The following is a 16,978-nucleotide window of genomic DNA, read 5'->3' as shown; positions in this document are numbered from 1 at the left end:
CTGGTCTTTTTCTCCATTTTCTGCGTTGTGAAAACAGTTACATAGCTTGCTATGCGCCTGTTTTCACGCCTTGAAAATGAATAAAAATCCTGCGCCCAGTTCCTGCACTTATTTCATCCTCACTCCTAAGGATCGCTTGAGTGTTTATTTTTATTGGGACGATCAACAATCTTTTGTGCAGGCGGTAAATATTGCCAAAGAACAGGTTTTTGATTTGGAAAATATCCGGCAATGGGCTGAAGAAGAACAAGAACTGGAAAAATTTACTGTATTTGAAAGAAGTTATAAATACCTACAAAAATAACTAAGTTTTTTATAGTAGTATTTAATAAGTGGGTGTCTGGAAATTTATCTGAGTGAAAATTTCATTTCTCAGGGTTTTCGGTCAGACACTAAATATTCCCTCGTTCCCAGCGTCCTCGTTGGGAATGCAGACCTGGAAGCTCCAGCTTCTCCTGTATCCATTTCGGCAAGCTGGAGCTTGCCAGGCAGGCGTTACTAAGCTGGAGCTTGGTAACGAGGGAAAGTTAATTTAGTCGATTCGGGAATACCTGTAGAGGTTTGCCCGAAACTTTGGCTCCGTACTCTGGGAAATTCACGAACGTTCCATTTCCGAATCAGTTTATGAACCTTAAAATGGTAACGTCACCTTTTATTAAGACTTTGCGCCTTGAGTTCTTATGAATCAAGTAGTTGACTGATTATTTTGGCTTAATATGAACTCCAAAACTTTAGAAATAACAGAGGTTTTAAATTAAAATGAAAATTAACTATTTTATAAAACAAAATATTCATTACAAAATTTACAAAAATAACTGGCTAAGCCTAATGATGATTACCTTGTTAAGCATGAGTCATTCAACCTGGGCTGAATTAACAAGCTTCAGCGGCGGTTATGATCATTATTGCGCTGTAACCGATATAGGTAGCTTAAAATGCTGGGGGGGTAATAAAGCTGGCCAACTTGGTGATGGTACACTCAATGATAGTGGCCCAACAACCCCTGTTGATGTCATGGGTATGAATACCGGTATTGTTGCAGTCAGTTCCCGTGGCAGGCATTCCTGCGCATTGCTGGAAACCGGGCAATTAAAATGCTGGGGTGCTAATTGGGCTGGTCAGTTAGGCTATGATACCGGTACTGCAAATGAGAATAGTCAAACCCCAATGGATATTATGGGACTGGATGCTAATGTCACTGCTTTCAGCGCGGGAGATAAATCAACTTGTGCTATTTTGGATACGGGTACCCTTAAATGTTGGGGAGGCAATAATTATGGCATGCTTGGTAACGGAACAACAGAAAATAGTACAACCCCTACAGATGTTATTGGCTTGAGCAGCGGTGTAGTTGCTGTTAATGTCGGAGAATATAATGCTTGCGCCATCATAAATGATGGCGCACTAAAATGCTGGGGAAGCAATGCGTATGGCGCGCTTGGTAATGGCATTGAGACTAATACACCTGAAACATCAACATTCACTGAACCTGTGGATGTCGTTGGCTTAAATAATAAAGTCGTTGAAGTCAGCGTAGGCTATGGATATGTCTGCGCCTTGCTGGATAACAATGCGATAAAATGCTGGGGGCGCAATGATCGGGGACAATTAGGTAATGGAACAAATATTGACAGTTTAATACCTACGAATGTTATTGGCCTGGACAACAATATTAAATCCATCAGCGCAGGTTTTGGCACAGCCTGCGTTGTTTTAAACAATGGAGAAATTAAATGCTGGGGTGCACATCTTGATAGTCATACCCCTGTAGATATGCCGGTAAATGGTACCGCTTACTCCGTAGCTGTCGGTCGAGGTCATATTTGCAGCTTATTGGAGACAGGTAATATTACATGCTGGTGGCCAGAGGCATTAGCTGGTCATGGCGCAAGTCAGGATTTCAATTTGCCTCCCGTGGCAGTCGATAATTTAAGCGTTGCCTTATCAACAGATATAGCAGCACCGGTTACTAAACTGATGCCGATAATAGCACCAGATTTGCCTATGCAGATTGTTGATGCGGACGGTGCTGCCAATGCAATGAAAATTTCTGCTGAATATGTGGGAGAAACATTAACCAGCTATTGTCAGTCACCTAAAATTACAAGCCATGTTATAGATGGCAGAGATAATACAAATTCATCTCAGATACAAGTTATTAATGGGCAGCACCTAGGTGCATTGGGAGATATACTTGATAGTGTTATAAATAATTCTTCTGCACAAAATATTTCATTTGCTGTAAATTGTGCAAATGGTGCTCACCTGGCAACCTCGCTGAACAATGCTGACCTTCTGGCTTTCTCTCCACCGGTATATCAAACAAAGTATCGAATCATGAGCATGACGGGCCTGGGTCAATACAATATCAGCGTTTATGAATACCGGAATTCTATAGCTCCCGAAAGCAGCACCATCATCTGGCGCACAAAACCAATTATAGTAACAGAGGCATTAACAGGTGAAATCGCCCCACTGGATATAAATAAGCTGATTGCAAACAACGCTGTTGGCAAGTTTCAATGGCAACACGGCGAAATTGTGCCTATTGTGGTAACGGCAACCACCCTTTCCCATCCCGTGCTGTTGCAAAAAGCACAGATTTTCTCACTGAGTGATAATACTCAGGTCAAGGCAATTCCCATCAATCATTTTCCTCTAGATTCTGATTTCACCCAGGTTGCCGTTGTATTGCAAGCCCCGGATGGCAGGCTGTCTTTTTTGAACGCCACAACCCGCAAAACGGACGAACGGATTCCGGCAGGTTGGGCAATTGTTGCGATTACTGTAGAACAACCCGTAGCACTGTCAGCAACCCCTGAAACAACGCCAACAGGGCAGGTACGGGTTATCTGGGTTAGAAATAAAAGTATCACAAGCGAGACATTTATGGTTGTATTACCTGATGGCGACCTCAGTGGATTAAATCCCTCACTGGAATACTTGCGGGAAGCGACGCCGCAGGAAGCACAGTCAATGACAGAGGCACACCAGCTCCAGACGAGTGCAACAGGTAATATTATTCCTAAACCCCATCTAAGTTGAAAACTACAATTCTTGTCATTCCCGTGTAGACGGGAATCTAGCTCTTGTAAACAACGGCTGGATACCTGCCTGCGCAGGTATGACATTAATAAAATATTTTTGTCGATTTCAAAGTGGACGGGTTTTATTTATTTTTTTTATCCAGTTATTTAATGTTTGATAGTTCTTTAGTCCTAATAATTTTGCTGCCTGACTTTTTTTTCCACGAGCAATATCCAGGGCTTTTCTTAGATAATAGCGAGTTACTTCATTGCGAATATCCTCTATATTAAATTCATCATTAAAGGGACGCTCCAAAATATCAGATAATGATGATTGGATATCGCTAAGTAAAGCATCCCGTATCTCAATTTCAGAAATCTGAGTTTCATCTGACCATATTGCTGCACGATAGAGAGTATTATGTAACTCCCTGATATTGCCAGGCCAACGATAACGGAACAGCAGGTTTTTAGCAGCAGCAGTTAGGGATTTTTCATAATAACCAGGAATATCTTTAGATTCTAAATTGATTTTTTTAAGTAAAAAATCAATTAATAAACTCAAGTCTCCCTCCCGGTTGCGTAATGGTGGCAACTTAAGAATACCTACTGCCAAACGGTGAAATAAATCTTCTCGAAATCGATGCTGTTGAATTTCATCAAGTAATATTCGATTAGTTGCAGAAATCAGGCGGACATCTACTGGTTTTGCCTGGTTTTCACCCACGCGGATAATTTCTTTTTCCTGAATGACCCGTAAGAGTTTCACTTGGGCATCTAAGGGCAATTCACCAATTTCATCCAGAAACAGCGTGCCGCCATTAGCTGTTTCAAAGCAGCCTTGACGATCTGCTATTGCACTGGTAAAGGCCCCTTTTTTGTGTCCAAATAACTCAGAATTGACTAATTCCACAGGAATGGCACCACAATTTACCGCAATAAAAGGCTTATTATGCCGTGGACTGACTTTATGGATGGCACGCGCCAACAACTCCTTACCTGTACCTGACTCTCCCTGAATCAGCACAGGCACACTAAACAATGCAACTTTGTGTGCGCGTGTAATGAGTTTGTACATTGCCGGACAACGATAAATAATATCGTTAAATTCTGGCGCTGATGGTGGCTCTGCCATAGAGCCACTTATTAATCGGGCATCTGCTGGTTTTAATACATCGGGCAAAAAATCAGCCGCTAAATCAAAAGGAAACTCAGCCACTTCCACTCCTCGTTGTGGTGAAGATTGCACCAGTTGAGCAGGAAAGCGGGTTTTCGCCAAAATAATCCAGATGGCAGCCATAGCCGGTGTGCCAGGGCTGAGATGGTAATACCAGTTAGCAGATGTTTCCTTTTCAAGCTCTCTCAACACAGTTGAGGCTTGCTGATAGATCGCTGAAAAATTAGTGGGGCTTGGTAGTTGAACAGGATGTATTTGCAGCTTGATCCTAAATTGCTCAGCAATCCACTTTTGGTACTGTACAATCTTTTCCTGTTTCTGATCTGCCAGCAATTCAACTGCTTCAATATCATGCCAGGCCTTTAATACCTGATCGATAGGCCCACTTGTTGTTCTGGTTTCTTGTGGATCACTGGCGCGAATATCTGTCATGCCCAGCCAGGCAATAAGTCGTTTAGCCATAATAGCCTCTTTTTTGTATAGTCTGACACCATAAAAAACAGAAATATTTTTACCCATACTATAATATAATTTATCTAATTTTCAGATAAATTGTACACTTATAATATAATGAGTTTATTATTAATTCAATAAAATCAATTAATTGTATTTTTTATACAGGATATAAAAACTTGGCATAAACCTCGCTCTATAACAAATAAATTATTATATAAAATTATGGAGCAAGTAAAATGAATCTGTCTTGTGCATTATCATCTATACCCGGTTATCATTTAACTGACCATGCTCATCAACGTATGCAGTTACGAGGTATTAGTCGCAATAAACTGGAAACCGTTTTATATTATGGACGTTGCATACACACACGCGGTGCATCTATTTATGTGATTGGGCATAAGGAAGTTGAAATGAATGCCCAAAAAGGGATAGATATTCAAGACTGTGAAGGGGTGCAAGTTGTGTGTACATCACAATATACGGTGCTAACCGTGTACCGTAATCGAAATTTTCGTAATTTACGTCCAAGATATAAACACCCCAAGCGTAAACATTTACATAAACAATATACTATTCATTAAAAATAAGGAAAAATTCTCATGGCATTAAAAAACTTTACCATGACCGCAGCCCGCCCTCTTCCGATTATTCTGCTTGCTGATGTCAGTGGCAGTATGAGTGTAGAAGGCAAAATCCAAGCATTAAACCAAGCCGTACGAGAAATGAATATGGCTTTTGCCGAAGAAGAAGCTGAGCGGGCACAAATCCAGGTGGCTATTATCACTTTTGGCGCAGGAGGCGCACACTTGGTTCAAGAACTAACACCTGCCGCAGAAACTTCCTGGCAAGATATGCAAGCTGCTGGCAGTACACCGATGGGTGCAGCTTTCACACTGGTTAAAGAATTGGTTGAAGATCATGAAAAAATCCCCAGTCGTGCCTATCGTCCCACTTTGATTTTGGTTTCTGATGGTGAACCTAATGATGAATGGCAAGCACCACTTCAAGCCTTACTACAATCTGAACGTGCCAGCAAAGCCATACGCTTTGCAATGGGGATCGGTGCAGATGCAGATACGGCAATGTTGCAACAATTTATTGCTGATCCAGAAGGTAAAGTATTTGAAGCACATGAAGCACGGCAGATTCAGCGATTTTTCCGCTGGGTGACGATGAGCGTTACCAGTCGCTCGCGCAGTACCAACCCCAATCAACCACCCCCTAATCAACCTGATATTGATGACTATGAGTTCTGAAATGAAGCAGGGACATTTTGGTATTTCGGTACGCGGCCCGCTTCATCAACAGCAACAACTAACCAACCAGGATGCCTGGCTGGGGCGCAGTTCACGGCTGTTGCGGGTCATTGCGGTCAGTGATGGCCTGGGTTCACGACCCCATAGTGATCATGGCGCAAAAGCAGCCTGCAAAGCGGTGATACAGGCGGCCAAACTCTGGGCAATGGCACAACAAGCTGAGCCTGAAATGTTACCGCGTTTGATCATACTGTTATGGAAGCTTTTGCTTGGCTCAGTACCTGCCAAGGATTGCGCTGCCACTTGTTTGTTTGCGCTGTATCATGCTGATGGTCGCCTACTTTGTGGTGGTTTGGGTGATGGTTTAATCTACCTGCAAAGCCAGCAACAAAATCAGCCTATTCTGGAACGTGATGCAGGTTTTGGCAATGAAACTCTGGCATTAGGTTGTCCGCACAAACTGGATGATTGGGTTTTACATCAAGAAAACTTAGATAAACAAGCATTTCAATTACTGCTGGCTACGGATGGTATTGCCGATGATTTACAACCGGATAAACGCAGTGATTTTATCCAGTGGTTGTATCAGGATTTTGCTTATTTAGCTGCTGATAAACGGCGAAGAATGTTACAAAAAGAACTGAATAACTGGCCAGTACCGCATCATTTGGATGACAAAACATTAGCATTATTATGGCAGTGTGAGGATGAAAATAATGGATAAACCCGAAAAATTACTAGATGAACAACGCCGTGAATATGAATTGGGGGAAGAACTCGGTCGAGGTGGAGAAGGTATTGTATATCGTGTACAAAACAGCCAACTGGCGGTAAAACGTATCAACAACCCGTCTCGTAAACATCGCGAACAGTTGCGTAACCAATTGATCAAAATTAAACGCTTGGATTTACAAGGATTGCCCATTGCCCACCCGCAAGCAATGCTGGCAGAACCTTATCTCGGTTATGTAATGGAGTTACTGACGGGTATGGAACCCCTGAAAACCCTGATGCATCCACCTGAAGAAGATTTTGTGCCCTGGTATGGTTTGCGCCGTCGCCTGCGTCTATTAGCACATACCGCAGATATTCTGGCGCAGGTTCATGGCAAAGGATTGGCGTATGCCGATCCCTCACCCAATAATATTTTTATTTCCAAAACGACAGAAGCGGAAGAAGTCTGGCTGATTGATGCTGATAATCTACACGTTCAATCTTCACCTGCACAACGCTTTATTTATACCCCAGACTATGGTGCACCAGAACTGGTGTCGGCTAAAGGCTGCGTAAATACACTGACTGATGCACATGCTTTTGCTGTGATTGCCTTCAAAACGCTGGCACTGGTACATCCCTTGATTGGTGATTATGTTAATGAGGGTGAACCGGAACTTGAAGAACAGGCAATGCAGGGTAAATTGCCCTGGATAGATGAGCCTGATAACAAACAAAATGCCAGTAGTGATGGTCTTTCGCGTGAAATCGTTTTATCCCCCAAACTGAAAGAACTTTGTCAACGTAGTTTTGGTTTAGGCTTAAAGCGTCCACAACACCGTCCCGGTATCAGCGAGTGGGCGGAGAAACTCCACGCCGCCGCAGATGCGACAGTCAATTGCCCGGCTTGTGAGGGCAGTTATTATTTTTCTAAAAAAATATGCCCCTGGTGTGATGAACCTCGCCCCGCTTTTGCACTGCTGCACCTGACCTTATGGGATCATGAAAACCAAAAAGTCTTTACCAAACCAAATGATAAAAAAGTCCTTATTGGACAATTAGCACTGACTGAAGCAGAAAGTCAAAATATTGGGAAAAGATGGTTATCTGGACAGATGCAAAGTATAGATATACCACGTCTGCATGCTGAAATAAAAAATCAATATCTGGTTTTACGCAGTCTGAATGACCGAGAATATTTGCTAAAAACAACAAAAGGTGAGGAAACTTTACGACAAGGTGAACGCTTCCTGGATTTAAGTAAAGCAGAACAATATCAATTACACCTGGACACCCTGGATAAACCCCATCGGGTTATACGGTTTGCATATCACACTACAAGCTTAAAATATCAAAATGAAAATACATAAACTGATTTATGGGCAAATCACCACTTTAGATATTCAGCCTAATCTGGATAGTGATTTTGGGATACAAATAGCAAAAAACCATGAAGTAAAATTAATTTCCGCTGACCCGATGTTACTTAGCTACAAGGATAAAACCTGGGCTAAGGATAAAACCTGGGCTATTGAAGGGGCAGGTAAACATAGTCACCGCGATGGTAAACGCAACCAGACATTGCTGGAAAAGCTCAACACAGATGGTTTGCCACGTATTTGCTGGGTGATCAATCAACGCAAACAAGAGGGTAAGGCAATATTGAGTTTGCAGGTGCATAGCTTTCCCTCTCAATTTTATTGGACTGAAGCTGTTGAATTGGGTGTTGATGACAAAATTATCGAAGATTTACGACGTAAGCACAAAAGTCTGGATTCTGTAGCCAAACTGGTAAGTTGGTTAAATAAAAAACTCTTATTACCTTGCGGGGAAAAGGATAAGGAAGCCGAAAAAAATGAGCACAGAATGTTACTGTCTGCTAACCCTGAAGAGAATCAAGAAGGTTTACAAAAATTTCGAATTTATGGTGAAGGCTATGCTGCGGATATTGCCAAACAGCCAGATGGTAAACTGCGCGTGGAAAAGGTGATTGCATATCGGCAACAAAATAATAAACCCATATTTTTAAGCCAGGGCAACATTCAGTTTTGCGATATTACCGTTGCTGGAAAAGTACGCGGTATTGCAGAAAATGAATTAGATCGATTAGTACGTGAGGTAGATAGCTATCTGAATATTTGGGCGCAATATAATCAACTGGAAAGGGACAATATCACCCGTCATGCAAAAAACTTGGGTTGGTTAGAATATAAAAAAGTAGAAAAACGTCCTTATGGTATCTGGCGTTTTGAATTGGATGGTGACAGTGATTTCAATGAATTCCTTAACCGTTTACGTCAAAATGAGGAAATAACACTGGAAGCCGGTAAACAATTGCCACCAGGGTTGGAAACCGGAGAATTGACAACAACAAAATTTCGCCGTCCAGAATTTGTGGGTATGTGCGTAGATTACAGCCATAAAAGAAAAACTTTGGATCTCAAGGCAGTTTTTGGAGAATATACAACACCACCACCTGAACGGGGAATGATTTTTGTCAGTCTCAGCGGTGATGAAAAGCGTCTGCAGCGCCGTAACCAGGCCAGAGATGCAATTGCCTCGGCAATTTGCCCCATGCCTAAACTGAGGTTGCTACTTGAAAATCAACCCTTGCCACAGTCTCGTCATCAGGCACAACAAGCCTTGTCTGCCTCAAGCAAACAGCACTTTGGTGGTCATCCTACGGCACGCCAAGAAGAAGCTTTGAAAATTGCACTCAACACTCCGGATATTGTCATTATTCAAGGCCCACCCGGTACGGGTAAAACCCGTGTTATCACCGCTTTGCAGGCGCGTTTGGCAGAACTGGGGGAAATCAATGAAGGTATTGGCGGACAAACTCTGCTCAGTAGTTTTCAGCATGATGCGGTAGAAAATGCTGCTGAACGCAGCAGTGTATTTGGTCTGCCAGCACTAAAAATTGGTAAACGCTGGGGAGATAAAGACGCTCGTGATGGTCTGGATACTTGGCGACAAGCACGTATTGAAGCAGCGCATGCCCGCTTGGCTGATTTTCCGGAAACCCCGATCAGCAAGGTATTAAGCAAGGTACGCCAATATCATGCAGGTTATCTTAATCATCCAACAGATGCCAGAGAAACTCAGTGCTTGCTCAAGGAAGTACGGGAACAAGCTGAAACATACTTACCCAGTACATTATTTGATCGTCTGCTGGACATACAGAAAAATCTATCAGCCACAGGCAGTGTGCTTCAAGCGGATGCTGAGCAGAAATTATTACTCAAAGCCGTGCGGAGCTTACGAATAGAAGCCATTTCATTTGCTGATGACGGGGCTAAAAATGCCTACAAACTAATAAAACGCTTGCAGGCTGCACATGATGCACATGATGCACTGGAATCAACGGATGAAAAGCTGTTACAACAGGCTGCTGACTGGGATAATGAACAAGTACCTGATTTTCTGGATAAACTGGCAGGCATTCAGGACAATTTACTGGATCGTTTACAACCTGATCTGGTCGCACAAGACGGGCTGCGAGTGGACACTGATGTTGCAGCATTACTGGCGGATATGGTCGATAGCTTATACGAAAAAGCTCGCCGGAGCCAAGGCAGTGAAGCGGCGGTATTGGAAGAATACCGCAAAGACTTAGAGCAAGATACGCCTGCAGTACGTGATGCTATCCGTCATTATACGGCAGTGCTGGCAGCCACCTGTCAACAGGCAGCTGGTTATCAAATGAACCAGGCTAAACATGACAACGCCGTTTTTAAAAGTGTTATTGTTGATGAAGCAGCTCGCGCCAACCCGTTGGATTTATTCATTCCTCTTGCTCGCGCTGAGCGACACATTGTTTTGGTGGGCGATCACCGTCAGTTACCTCATTTATTAGAACCGGATATAGAGCGGGAATTGGGTAGCAGCATGAATGAACAGACCTGTGCCGCACTGAAAAAAAGCCTGTTTGAACGCTTGTTTAAGCAGTTGCAACAACAGGAAAAAAAAGATGGTATCCGGCGTGTCATTACCCTGGATACCCAATACCGGATGCACCCAACTTTAGGACAATTTGTCAGTGATAATTTCTACAAGCCCCATGGTGAGTCATTTGATTCCGGTCGTCCAGCAGCAGACTTTAACCATGATTTAACGGCTTATGAAAATAAAGTAGCTGCCTGGGTGAATATTCCCTTCAAAAAAGGCAAAGAAAAGACTGGTAAAAGCAAATCCCGCCCGGTAGAAGCACAATGGATTGCCAAGCAGTTAAAGCCTCTCATGCAACAGCATCCTGGGCTCAGCTTTGGAATCATCAGCTTTTATGCCGCACAGATAACAGAAATTTTCCGCGCTTTGGTACCGCAAGGATTGGTAACAGAGCAAGAAAGCGGGGGCTATCAAATTGCTGAAAATTGGCAATATATTCCATCTGATGACGGGAAAACAAAAGAACGTCTGCGGGTGGGGACGGTGGATGCCTTTCAGGGCAAGGAATTTGATGTGGTTTTCCTGTCCATGACCCGCAGTAATTCATTCAAGGATAGAGATAGCGACCCGATAGTGCAAACCAAGCTATGGCAGCGTAAATACGGGCATTTGATGCTGGAAAATCGTCTTTGTGTAGCGATGAGTCGTCAGCAGCGTTTGTTGATTTGTGTCGGGGATGTAGAGATGGTCAAAAATGCCAGTGCGAAACAGGCCATTCCCGCGCTGAAAAATTTTTATATACTTTGCCAGGGGGAACAAGGTCATGTCATTTCAACGTAATAGCCCGGTTTTATCATTTCGCTTACGGGCTCATCAGAAAACCTTACGCAAGCAACGTCGTTATCTACTGTGGCCAGTATGGGTCTATCAGGTCTGTGCACCACAAATTCGCCAGCGCCGCCTGAATATATTGCAAAAAGCGGCATTGGGTTTATGTGATGCGGGTTTATTTGAACTACAGCGTCTTGCTAAAACACTGGACATCCATCCTAACCTGGCAGGAGAAATCGTGCTTGAATTACAACAGGATGGTTTGCTGGATGAACGGGGTTTACCCACAGCAACAGGGAAAAATTACCTGCATGAAGAAACTCTGAATATAGAAGAAAAACTTCAGGTGGGTTTTGTTTTTCAGGATGCATTAACGCAGACTCTATGGTCGCGTTTTGAACCGAACTTAAATCATGCAAAAGTTGAGTATGATGAAAAAGGTTTTCCAGGTTTGTTAGAGGGGGACAAGGGTAAACCTTTTGTGCAATGGGCTTATCAAATACCAGCAACAAGCAAAATGTTACCCACACAACCTAGCCCTAAACAAATACTTGAAGCGCTACAGCAACAGATGCGGGCACAAAAACAAACTTCAAGCTGGGCTGTAGATGAGGAGGATTTTACTTCTTATGCAGAGCGGGAACTGGAAAATTATCTACAACGGGTTTCACTGATAGAGACAGACCCCAAACCAATGTTTATAACAACCTATGCCTATGCACTGGAAGAAGAAAGGGATTGGTATGTGTGTGATCCCTTTGGTTTTGGCCCCAGTCTTCAGTTACGCAATGCGTTGGAACAACAAATGACTACAGGTTCAGGGGAATTTTTACGTAAGCAGATTCATTCATTACTGGAATATGTGCTGGCAGAAGGGTTTGAAGATTTGGAAGCCTGGCAGGGACAATTACAACAAAAAGCAAAATTAGAAATTCCTGCTGAATTACGCCAATCAATCATTTATCAACCGCTGCTGGATATGGAAACTGCCTGGCAAGAGGCGGCAGCATTAGGTGAAAAATGTTCCCGGCAAAAACTTAATGTTATTCCAGGTTTGATGCGTAAAGTACAGGAGGCTTTGTTTGGTGATATATTGAAAAAATGGCCGGGGGAAGGGACTTGGAGGCAGTTACCAAAAAACGATAAAATACAGTTGCATCAGATTTATAAGGATGCGGCAAAAAAAATAGGATTTAACAGAATTCCTGATCCACTGGCAAATGTACCACCTAATCTTATCAGGTCGGTTACTGATTTCCCTGATAACTGGCGATTACGCCCTTTAATCAGTGCATCTATTCTGATTGCCAATAATCAGCCTGAACATCCGTTATACCAAGCAGCAGAACAACAGCCTGATTTATTGGATATTTTAGAAGAACTGGTGAAAGCAGGAGGAAAATCCACACATCATAAAATAGAACAGGAGAGTGTTAGTATAAATAAAGTAGGTGAATTACGTAAAACCCTATATGCGGTTACAGCTATATTAACTGCATAAGGTAATAAATACTAACAAGTCTGACTTTTGTTAAAAAAACAAATAACATAGTATATAAGGGATAATGTAAAAAATGTCTAAAAATTCTAGAAGAAATAAAAAACGAACCTCAACCCCCAATAACCCCAATAACCCTAATAACCCTAAGCTTGAGTTGGATCAAAAACATCAAACGGAAGCAAAGCAGTTAAATGATATTGCGACTGAACAAGCCACTGAAACACTCTTGGAATCTGCTATAGCAGTTGGTAAACCTACCACTGCAAACAGTGATGATTTATGTACTGCGGTTGAACAAGCTAAACAGGCTCAGCATATTTTTGAGGCTTTGAAAAAAGAAACTGAGTCAGAAAAAAATAAACTTGAAAAACAACAAGCAGATTTAGAAGCACGTATTTCAGGTATAAAGGAAAGAGAACAAAAACAACAAAAAAAACAACAGGAAATTAATAACATAAAAGAGGCACAACAACAGGAACAGGTGTGCTTGCAGCAACAGGCTAAAAGCCTGGATGAACAGGAACAAGACATTAAGAACAGAGAACTTAATGCTGAAGCAGGGTTTACCCAGCAACGTCATGAGTCGTTGTCCCAACTGGAAAAAGAAGCACAAATCCTGCGTGAGACAATGTCAAATCATAGGCAAAAAATACTGGAGGAGCGTTCTGAGTTTGAAATAATATTGGAATCTAAACAAAATGAATTTATAAAAAATCAGGAGGCTAAACGAAATAAATTAGAGTCTGATTACCAGAAAGAATTGCAGAAAATTGATAAGGAAAGTCTTTCATTACTAAAAGAAGAAGCAAAACTTAATAAAAAGCATAATCAATTAAAATGGGATATAGAATCATTAAAGGAAGATAAGCAGAGCTTTAATGAATATCTTGAAAAGTCAATTATTGCTGAAAAAACTGAATTTGAATCAAAGTTACATTCTGAAAAACAACGCCTTATAGCGGTTGAGGCTTATCGAGATCAGTTAGAAAGAAAACTACGGACTTATGAAGAAGCCGAGCGCCGTATTGGCAACCGAAGCCCGGAAGAAGTTTTTCAGGAGTTGGAGTCTGTGCGAAAAGAACGCGATGAAGCCAAAGCTGAACTGGCAACGCGCCCTGATCATAATGCACAAAAACGTCTGCAGAAATTGGAAAATTTATATAAAGATGCACAGCAAAGGGATTATGAACAACAACAGCAAATTCAGGCACTCAAGCGCCAACGTGATCAAAACCAAATAGCCGTTACCGAACTGGAAGCCCTGCGTGAACAAAAACAAAGCCTGAAAAGCAGCAATGATTTATTGCAAGCAGCGTTAGAGGATTTACGGAAAGACGTGGATGAACGCATCCGCCGTGCTGATGGGGTCAGTCCTTTTCCAGCCTGTATTGCTATGGATAGCGAGGAAGCTCACCAGACAAAAACATCTTTGCATGATGAAGAAATAAATCTCAAAACATTTTCTGAAGATTTACGCCAGCGCGTTGCTTACGATAGAGAGACTCAAAAAGAGCTGTTTTACAGCCAACGCGACATTCGTAGTTTTCTTGCCGGTTTAGCAATGAGTCACTTGCATTTGCTGCAAGGCATCAGCGGTACCGGCAAAACCAGCCTGCCCCTAGCGATGGCGCGGGCACTCGGTGCAGGAGATGGGTTAATCGAAATACAGGCTGGCTGGCGGGATCGGCATGATTTAGTGGGGCATTTTAATGCCTTTGAGCGGCGTTTTTATGAGTCAGAATTCTTGCAGGCGCTTTATCTGGCACAATGTCCCCAGTATCAGGATCGGTTATTTTTTATTGTGTTGGATGAAATGAACTTATCTCACCCTGAACAATACTTTGCAGATTTCATTTCTGCACTGGAGCAAGAACCTCAAAACCGTATTTTAACCTTAATGGAATCAGCAGTAGCACCTGCCCCTGATTTATTTACTGAAGGCCGTAAACTAAAAATCCCTGAAAATATCTGGTTTATCGGTACGGCTAATCATGATGAAACGACGGTAGATTTCGCACCCAAAACCTATGATCGTGCACATGTTATGGAATTGCCTCGGCATCAGGAGCAGTTTGAGATAAATCGTCAATTATCTCCTCGTCATCCGATTACCTTGAGCAAGTTAAATAAATCTTTCAAAAAGGCGCAAAATAAGTATCGTCAAGAGGCTGAAAAAGCTTACGCCTTTATAGAGCAACAGGGGGAGCTTCTGGATAAACATTTTAATCTTGGCTGGGGTAATCGTCTGGAACGGCAGATGAAATCCTACGTACCCGTGGTCATTGCCGCTGGAGGCAATTTGGTAGAGGCTACGGATAGTATTTTGGCCACCAAACTATTGCGTAAACTCAAAGATCGTTATGACAACCGCCCAGAGGATTTAAAAAAGCTTCGAAGTCAGCTTAAAACGGGTTTTGAAGGATTACAGCTTACAGAAAAAACTTCACAATCAATTCGTATTCTTGACTATGAATTGCATCGTCTTGGTGAAGACTAATGAAATACCGCAATCGCTTATCAGGTGAAGTACGTGAAGATTTGACAGGTATTTTATTAGCGGGACTCTGGCAAGCCCAAGGCAAAGATCCATCAGTATCCATTCAATTACAGGGTTATGCTTTGCCTCAGGATGCACAACATAAATGCCTGCCTGGTGAATTGGAAACCCAAAGCATCCGTTTAATTGCCAAGAAACTGGAAGAGTTCAGCAGTAATAATAATACCTGGCTGGATTGGAATGAAGTTTCACCATTGGTGCCAAATATTTCTGAGCAGGGGGAGAAGCAGGATTTAGAGCGATTTTTATTGTCTGAGGACTCGCTGCACTTGCACCATTTACAACAAGTTTGTGCTTTGCCGCATACCCATCTGCGTACCGAAGCAGAACGAGTGCATGTCTCCCGCGCCCGTCGTGTAGATAAAAATGCAGTCACTTATCTGGCTGCGCATACCAAAGACTGGGAAAAACGTACCTTGTGGGGAGTACAACCCCGACATATTCTGGCTAAGATTCGCTATGAAATGTGGGATATTTACGAAAACCGGGTAGCAGCGCGTTTGATTGATCATTTATTGGTTTATCTGAATCGACGTATTTCTAAGTTACAAAAAATCATTGATACCCTGGTAAAACTGACCAACTATGATGTAAGTGGGTATTACCGTTTGCAACGGCGAATTTATACACTGTGGGGAGGGCCTAAACAAGACAAACAACAAGACAAACAAGCAGAAGAATATACCCGTAATACTTTAGCAGAACTGCAAAAACTAAAATACCAATTGTTAGGAATGATGGGTTCAGTGTTATATAAACAAGTTCCACGACTTGCCCGGGTAGCCAATCAACTCACCATGACCAACATCCTGCTCAATGATCCCTACTACCGTTCTGTTGGTGTGTTGTGGCAGGAATGGATGAGGCATGGTGCAGAAAAATCCAAAATCACTCAGGCACAATATCAGGATTTATGTCAGGGATTTAATCAGTTTTGTTTGTTACTCGTGGTACGAGCATTTGCCCAATTAGCTTATGAGCCTGTTGATGACAGCCTGGAAACTCCTTTAGATGAAACAAACGTATTAGTTTTAAAGGGTTGGCATGGACAGATTGATTTGGAGATACAAAAGAGCGGCATTTTGCAATTAATTGAAAATGACAATAACAAGCCAGTCGTGCGTTTGCGTATTTTGCCACTATTAGCATCACTGAGTACACAAAGCCTGAAATTACAGCAACAGGCTTATCTGGAACTGGCAGCCAGCCTGGTTAAACCAGAGGCTGCACCACCATTAACCCTGATTTTATATCCAGGTGAATCTAATGACCATCTGTCCTTATGCTTACACAGCCTACCCCATGAAAGTGAAGGTCTGTTTGAAAACCTTGGTCTGATGCCTGTTTCTCCCTGGGAAATTGCCAGTGTTGAGCAAGTTGCTTATGCCTTACGTCGGGCATTGATGGCACCATTTTTATTGCATTACCCACCAAAAATAGAATTAAACAAGCTATTAGAAGCAGACGCAGCAATACCGAATTGGTTAAAAAAAGCTGATCCACAAAGCAAAAAATGGTGTGTCATCCAACCAGTAGCTGATTACGAAGTAATGCCGTGGTTGCAAAAAC

General features: G+C 42.4%; 11 protein-coding genes. 10 read left to right on the top strand and 1 reads right to left on the bottom strand.

Features of this window, described 5'->3' with window-relative positions; all coding sequences use genetic code 11:
- The first annotated feature begins 76 nt into the window (after window positions 1-76).
- Together QUF61_RS17180 and QUF61_RS17175 are read left to right on the top strand one after the other, a co-directional pair.
- Window positions 77-304, top strand: coding sequence for a hypothetical protein (locus QUF61_RS17180; RefSeq protein ID WP_289682811.1), 228 nt, complete (start codon window positions 77-79; stop codon window positions 302-304).
- A gap of 524 nt (window positions 305-828) precedes the next feature.
- The gene (locus tag QUF61_RS17175) at window positions 829-3,045 is read left to right on the top strand and encodes an RCC1 domain-containing protein (protein WP_289682810.1); all 2,217 of its coding nucleotides are present in this window, start codon (window positions 829-831) and stop codon (window positions 3,043-3,045) included.
- 108 nt (window positions 3,046-3,153) lie between these two features.
- Here QUF61_RS17175 and QUF61_RS17170 read toward each other — a convergent pair whose 3' ends face one another.
- Complete coding sequence (locus QUF61_RS17170; RefSeq protein WP_103920264.1) at window positions 3,154-4,665, bottom strand: sigma-54-dependent transcriptional regulator; 1,512 nt, start codon at window positions 4,663-4,665, stop codon at window positions 3,154-3,156.
- 230 nt (window positions 4,666-4,895) lie between these two features.
- Here QUF61_RS17170 and QUF61_RS17165 point away from each other — a divergent pair, with 230 nt between their 5' ends.
- The 8 genes from QUF61_RS17165 to QUF61_RS17130 all read left to right on the top strand — a co-directional run.
- Window positions 4,896-5,243, top strand: coding sequence for a DUF4258 domain-containing protein (locus QUF61_RS17165; protein WP_103920258.1), 348 nt, complete (start codon window positions 4,896-4,898; stop codon window positions 5,241-5,243).
- A gap of 18 nt (window positions 5,244-5,261) precedes the next feature.
- Window positions 5,262-5,918: a vWA domain-containing protein gene (locus QUF61_RS17160; RefSeq protein ID WP_289682809.1), complete on the top strand. Its 657-nt coding sequence runs from the start codon at window positions 5,262-5,264 to the stop codon at window positions 5,916-5,918.
- Window positions 5,908-6,642 carry a protein phosphatase 2C domain-containing protein gene (locus QUF61_RS17155; protein ID WP_289682808.1) on the top strand — a complete coding sequence of 245 codons (735 nt, stop codon included), beginning with the start codon at window positions 5,908-5,910 and terminating at the stop codon, window positions 6,640-6,642. The genes QUF61_RS17160 and QUF61_RS17155 overlap by 11 nt, the downstream gene beginning before the upstream one ends.
- Window positions 6,635-8,002, top strand: a complete 1,368-nt coding sequence (locus QUF61_RS17150; RefSeq protein ID WP_289682807.1) for a protein kinase domain-containing protein — start codon at window positions 6,635-6,637, stop codon at window positions 8,000-8,002. Before QUF61_RS17155 ends, QUF61_RS17150 begins: the two co-directional genes overlap by 8 nt.
- Complete coding sequence (locus tag QUF61_RS17145) at window positions 7,989-11,360, top strand: DEAD/DEAH box helicase (protein WP_289682806.1); 3,372 nt, start codon at window positions 7,989-7,991, stop codon at window positions 11,358-11,360. Before QUF61_RS17150 ends, QUF61_RS17145 begins: the two co-directional genes overlap by 14 nt.
- On the top strand, window positions 11,344-12,852 hold the full coding sequence (locus QUF61_RS17140; RefSeq protein WP_289682805.1) for a hypothetical protein: 1,509 nt from the start codon (window positions 11,344-11,346) through the stop codon (window positions 12,850-12,852). Before QUF61_RS17145 ends, QUF61_RS17140 begins: the two co-directional genes overlap by 17 nt.
- A gap of 73 nt (window positions 12,853-12,925) precedes the next feature.
- On the top strand, window positions 12,926-15,349 hold the full coding sequence (locus tag QUF61_RS17135) for a hypothetical protein (protein ID WP_289682804.1): 2,424 nt from the start codon (window positions 12,926-12,928) through the stop codon (window positions 15,347-15,349).
- Window positions 15,349-16,978, top strand: a 1,630-nt coding sequence (locus QUF61_RS17130) for a DUF2357 domain-containing protein (RefSeq protein WP_289682803.1), incomplete at its 3' end; no start/stop codon positions are given. The genes QUF61_RS17135 and QUF61_RS17130, both read left to right, overlap by 1 nt.

The organism is Candidatus Venteria ishoeyi (genome assembly GCF_030378065.1).
GTDB classification, from domain to species: domain Bacteria; phylum Pseudomonadota; class Gammaproteobacteria; order Beggiatoales; family Beggiatoaceae; genus Venteria; species Venteria ishoeyi.
This window is presented reverse-complemented; position numbering and strand designations above follow the sequence as displayed.

Excerpts from the sequence above, each read along its gene's own strand:
- QUF61_RS17175 (WP_289682810.1), top strand. The coding sequence starts at position 829 with ATGATGATTACCTTGTTAAGCATGAGTCATTCAACCTGGGCTGAATTA.
- QUF61_RS17145 (WP_289682806.1), top strand. The coding sequence starts at position 7,989 with ATGAAAATACATAAACTGATTTATGGGCAAATCACCACTTTAGATATT.
- QUF61_RS17150 (WP_289682807.1), top strand. The coding sequence starts at position 6,635 with ATGGATAAACCCGAAAAATTACTAGATGAACAACGCCGTGAATATGAA.
- QUF61_RS17180 (WP_289682811.1), top strand. The coding sequence starts at position 77 with ATGAATAAAAATCCTGCGCCCAGTTCCTGCACTTATTTCATCCTCACT.
- QUF61_RS17155 (WP_289682808.1), top strand. The coding sequence starts at position 5,908 with ATGAGTTCTGAAATGAAGCAGGGACATTTTGGTATTTCGGTACGCGGC.
- QUF61_RS17165 (WP_103920258.1), top strand. The coding sequence starts at position 4,896 with ATGAATCTGTCTTGTGCATTATCATCTATACCCGGTTATCATTTAACT.
- QUF61_RS17170 (WP_103920264.1), bottom strand. The coding sequence starts at position 4,665 with ATGGCTAAACGACTTATTGCCTGGCTGGGCATGACAGATATTCGCGCC.
- QUF61_RS17135 (WP_289682804.1), top strand. The coding sequence starts at position 12,926 with ATGTCTAAAAATTCTAGAAGAAATAAAAAACGAACCTCAACCCCCAAT.
- QUF61_RS17160 (WP_289682809.1), top strand. The coding sequence starts at position 5,262 with ATGGCATTAAAAAACTTTACCATGACCGCAGCCCGCCCTCTTCCGATT.
- QUF61_RS17140 (WP_289682805.1), top strand. The coding sequence starts at position 11,344 with ATGTCATTTCAACGTAATAGCCCGGTTTTATCATTTCGCTTACGGGCT.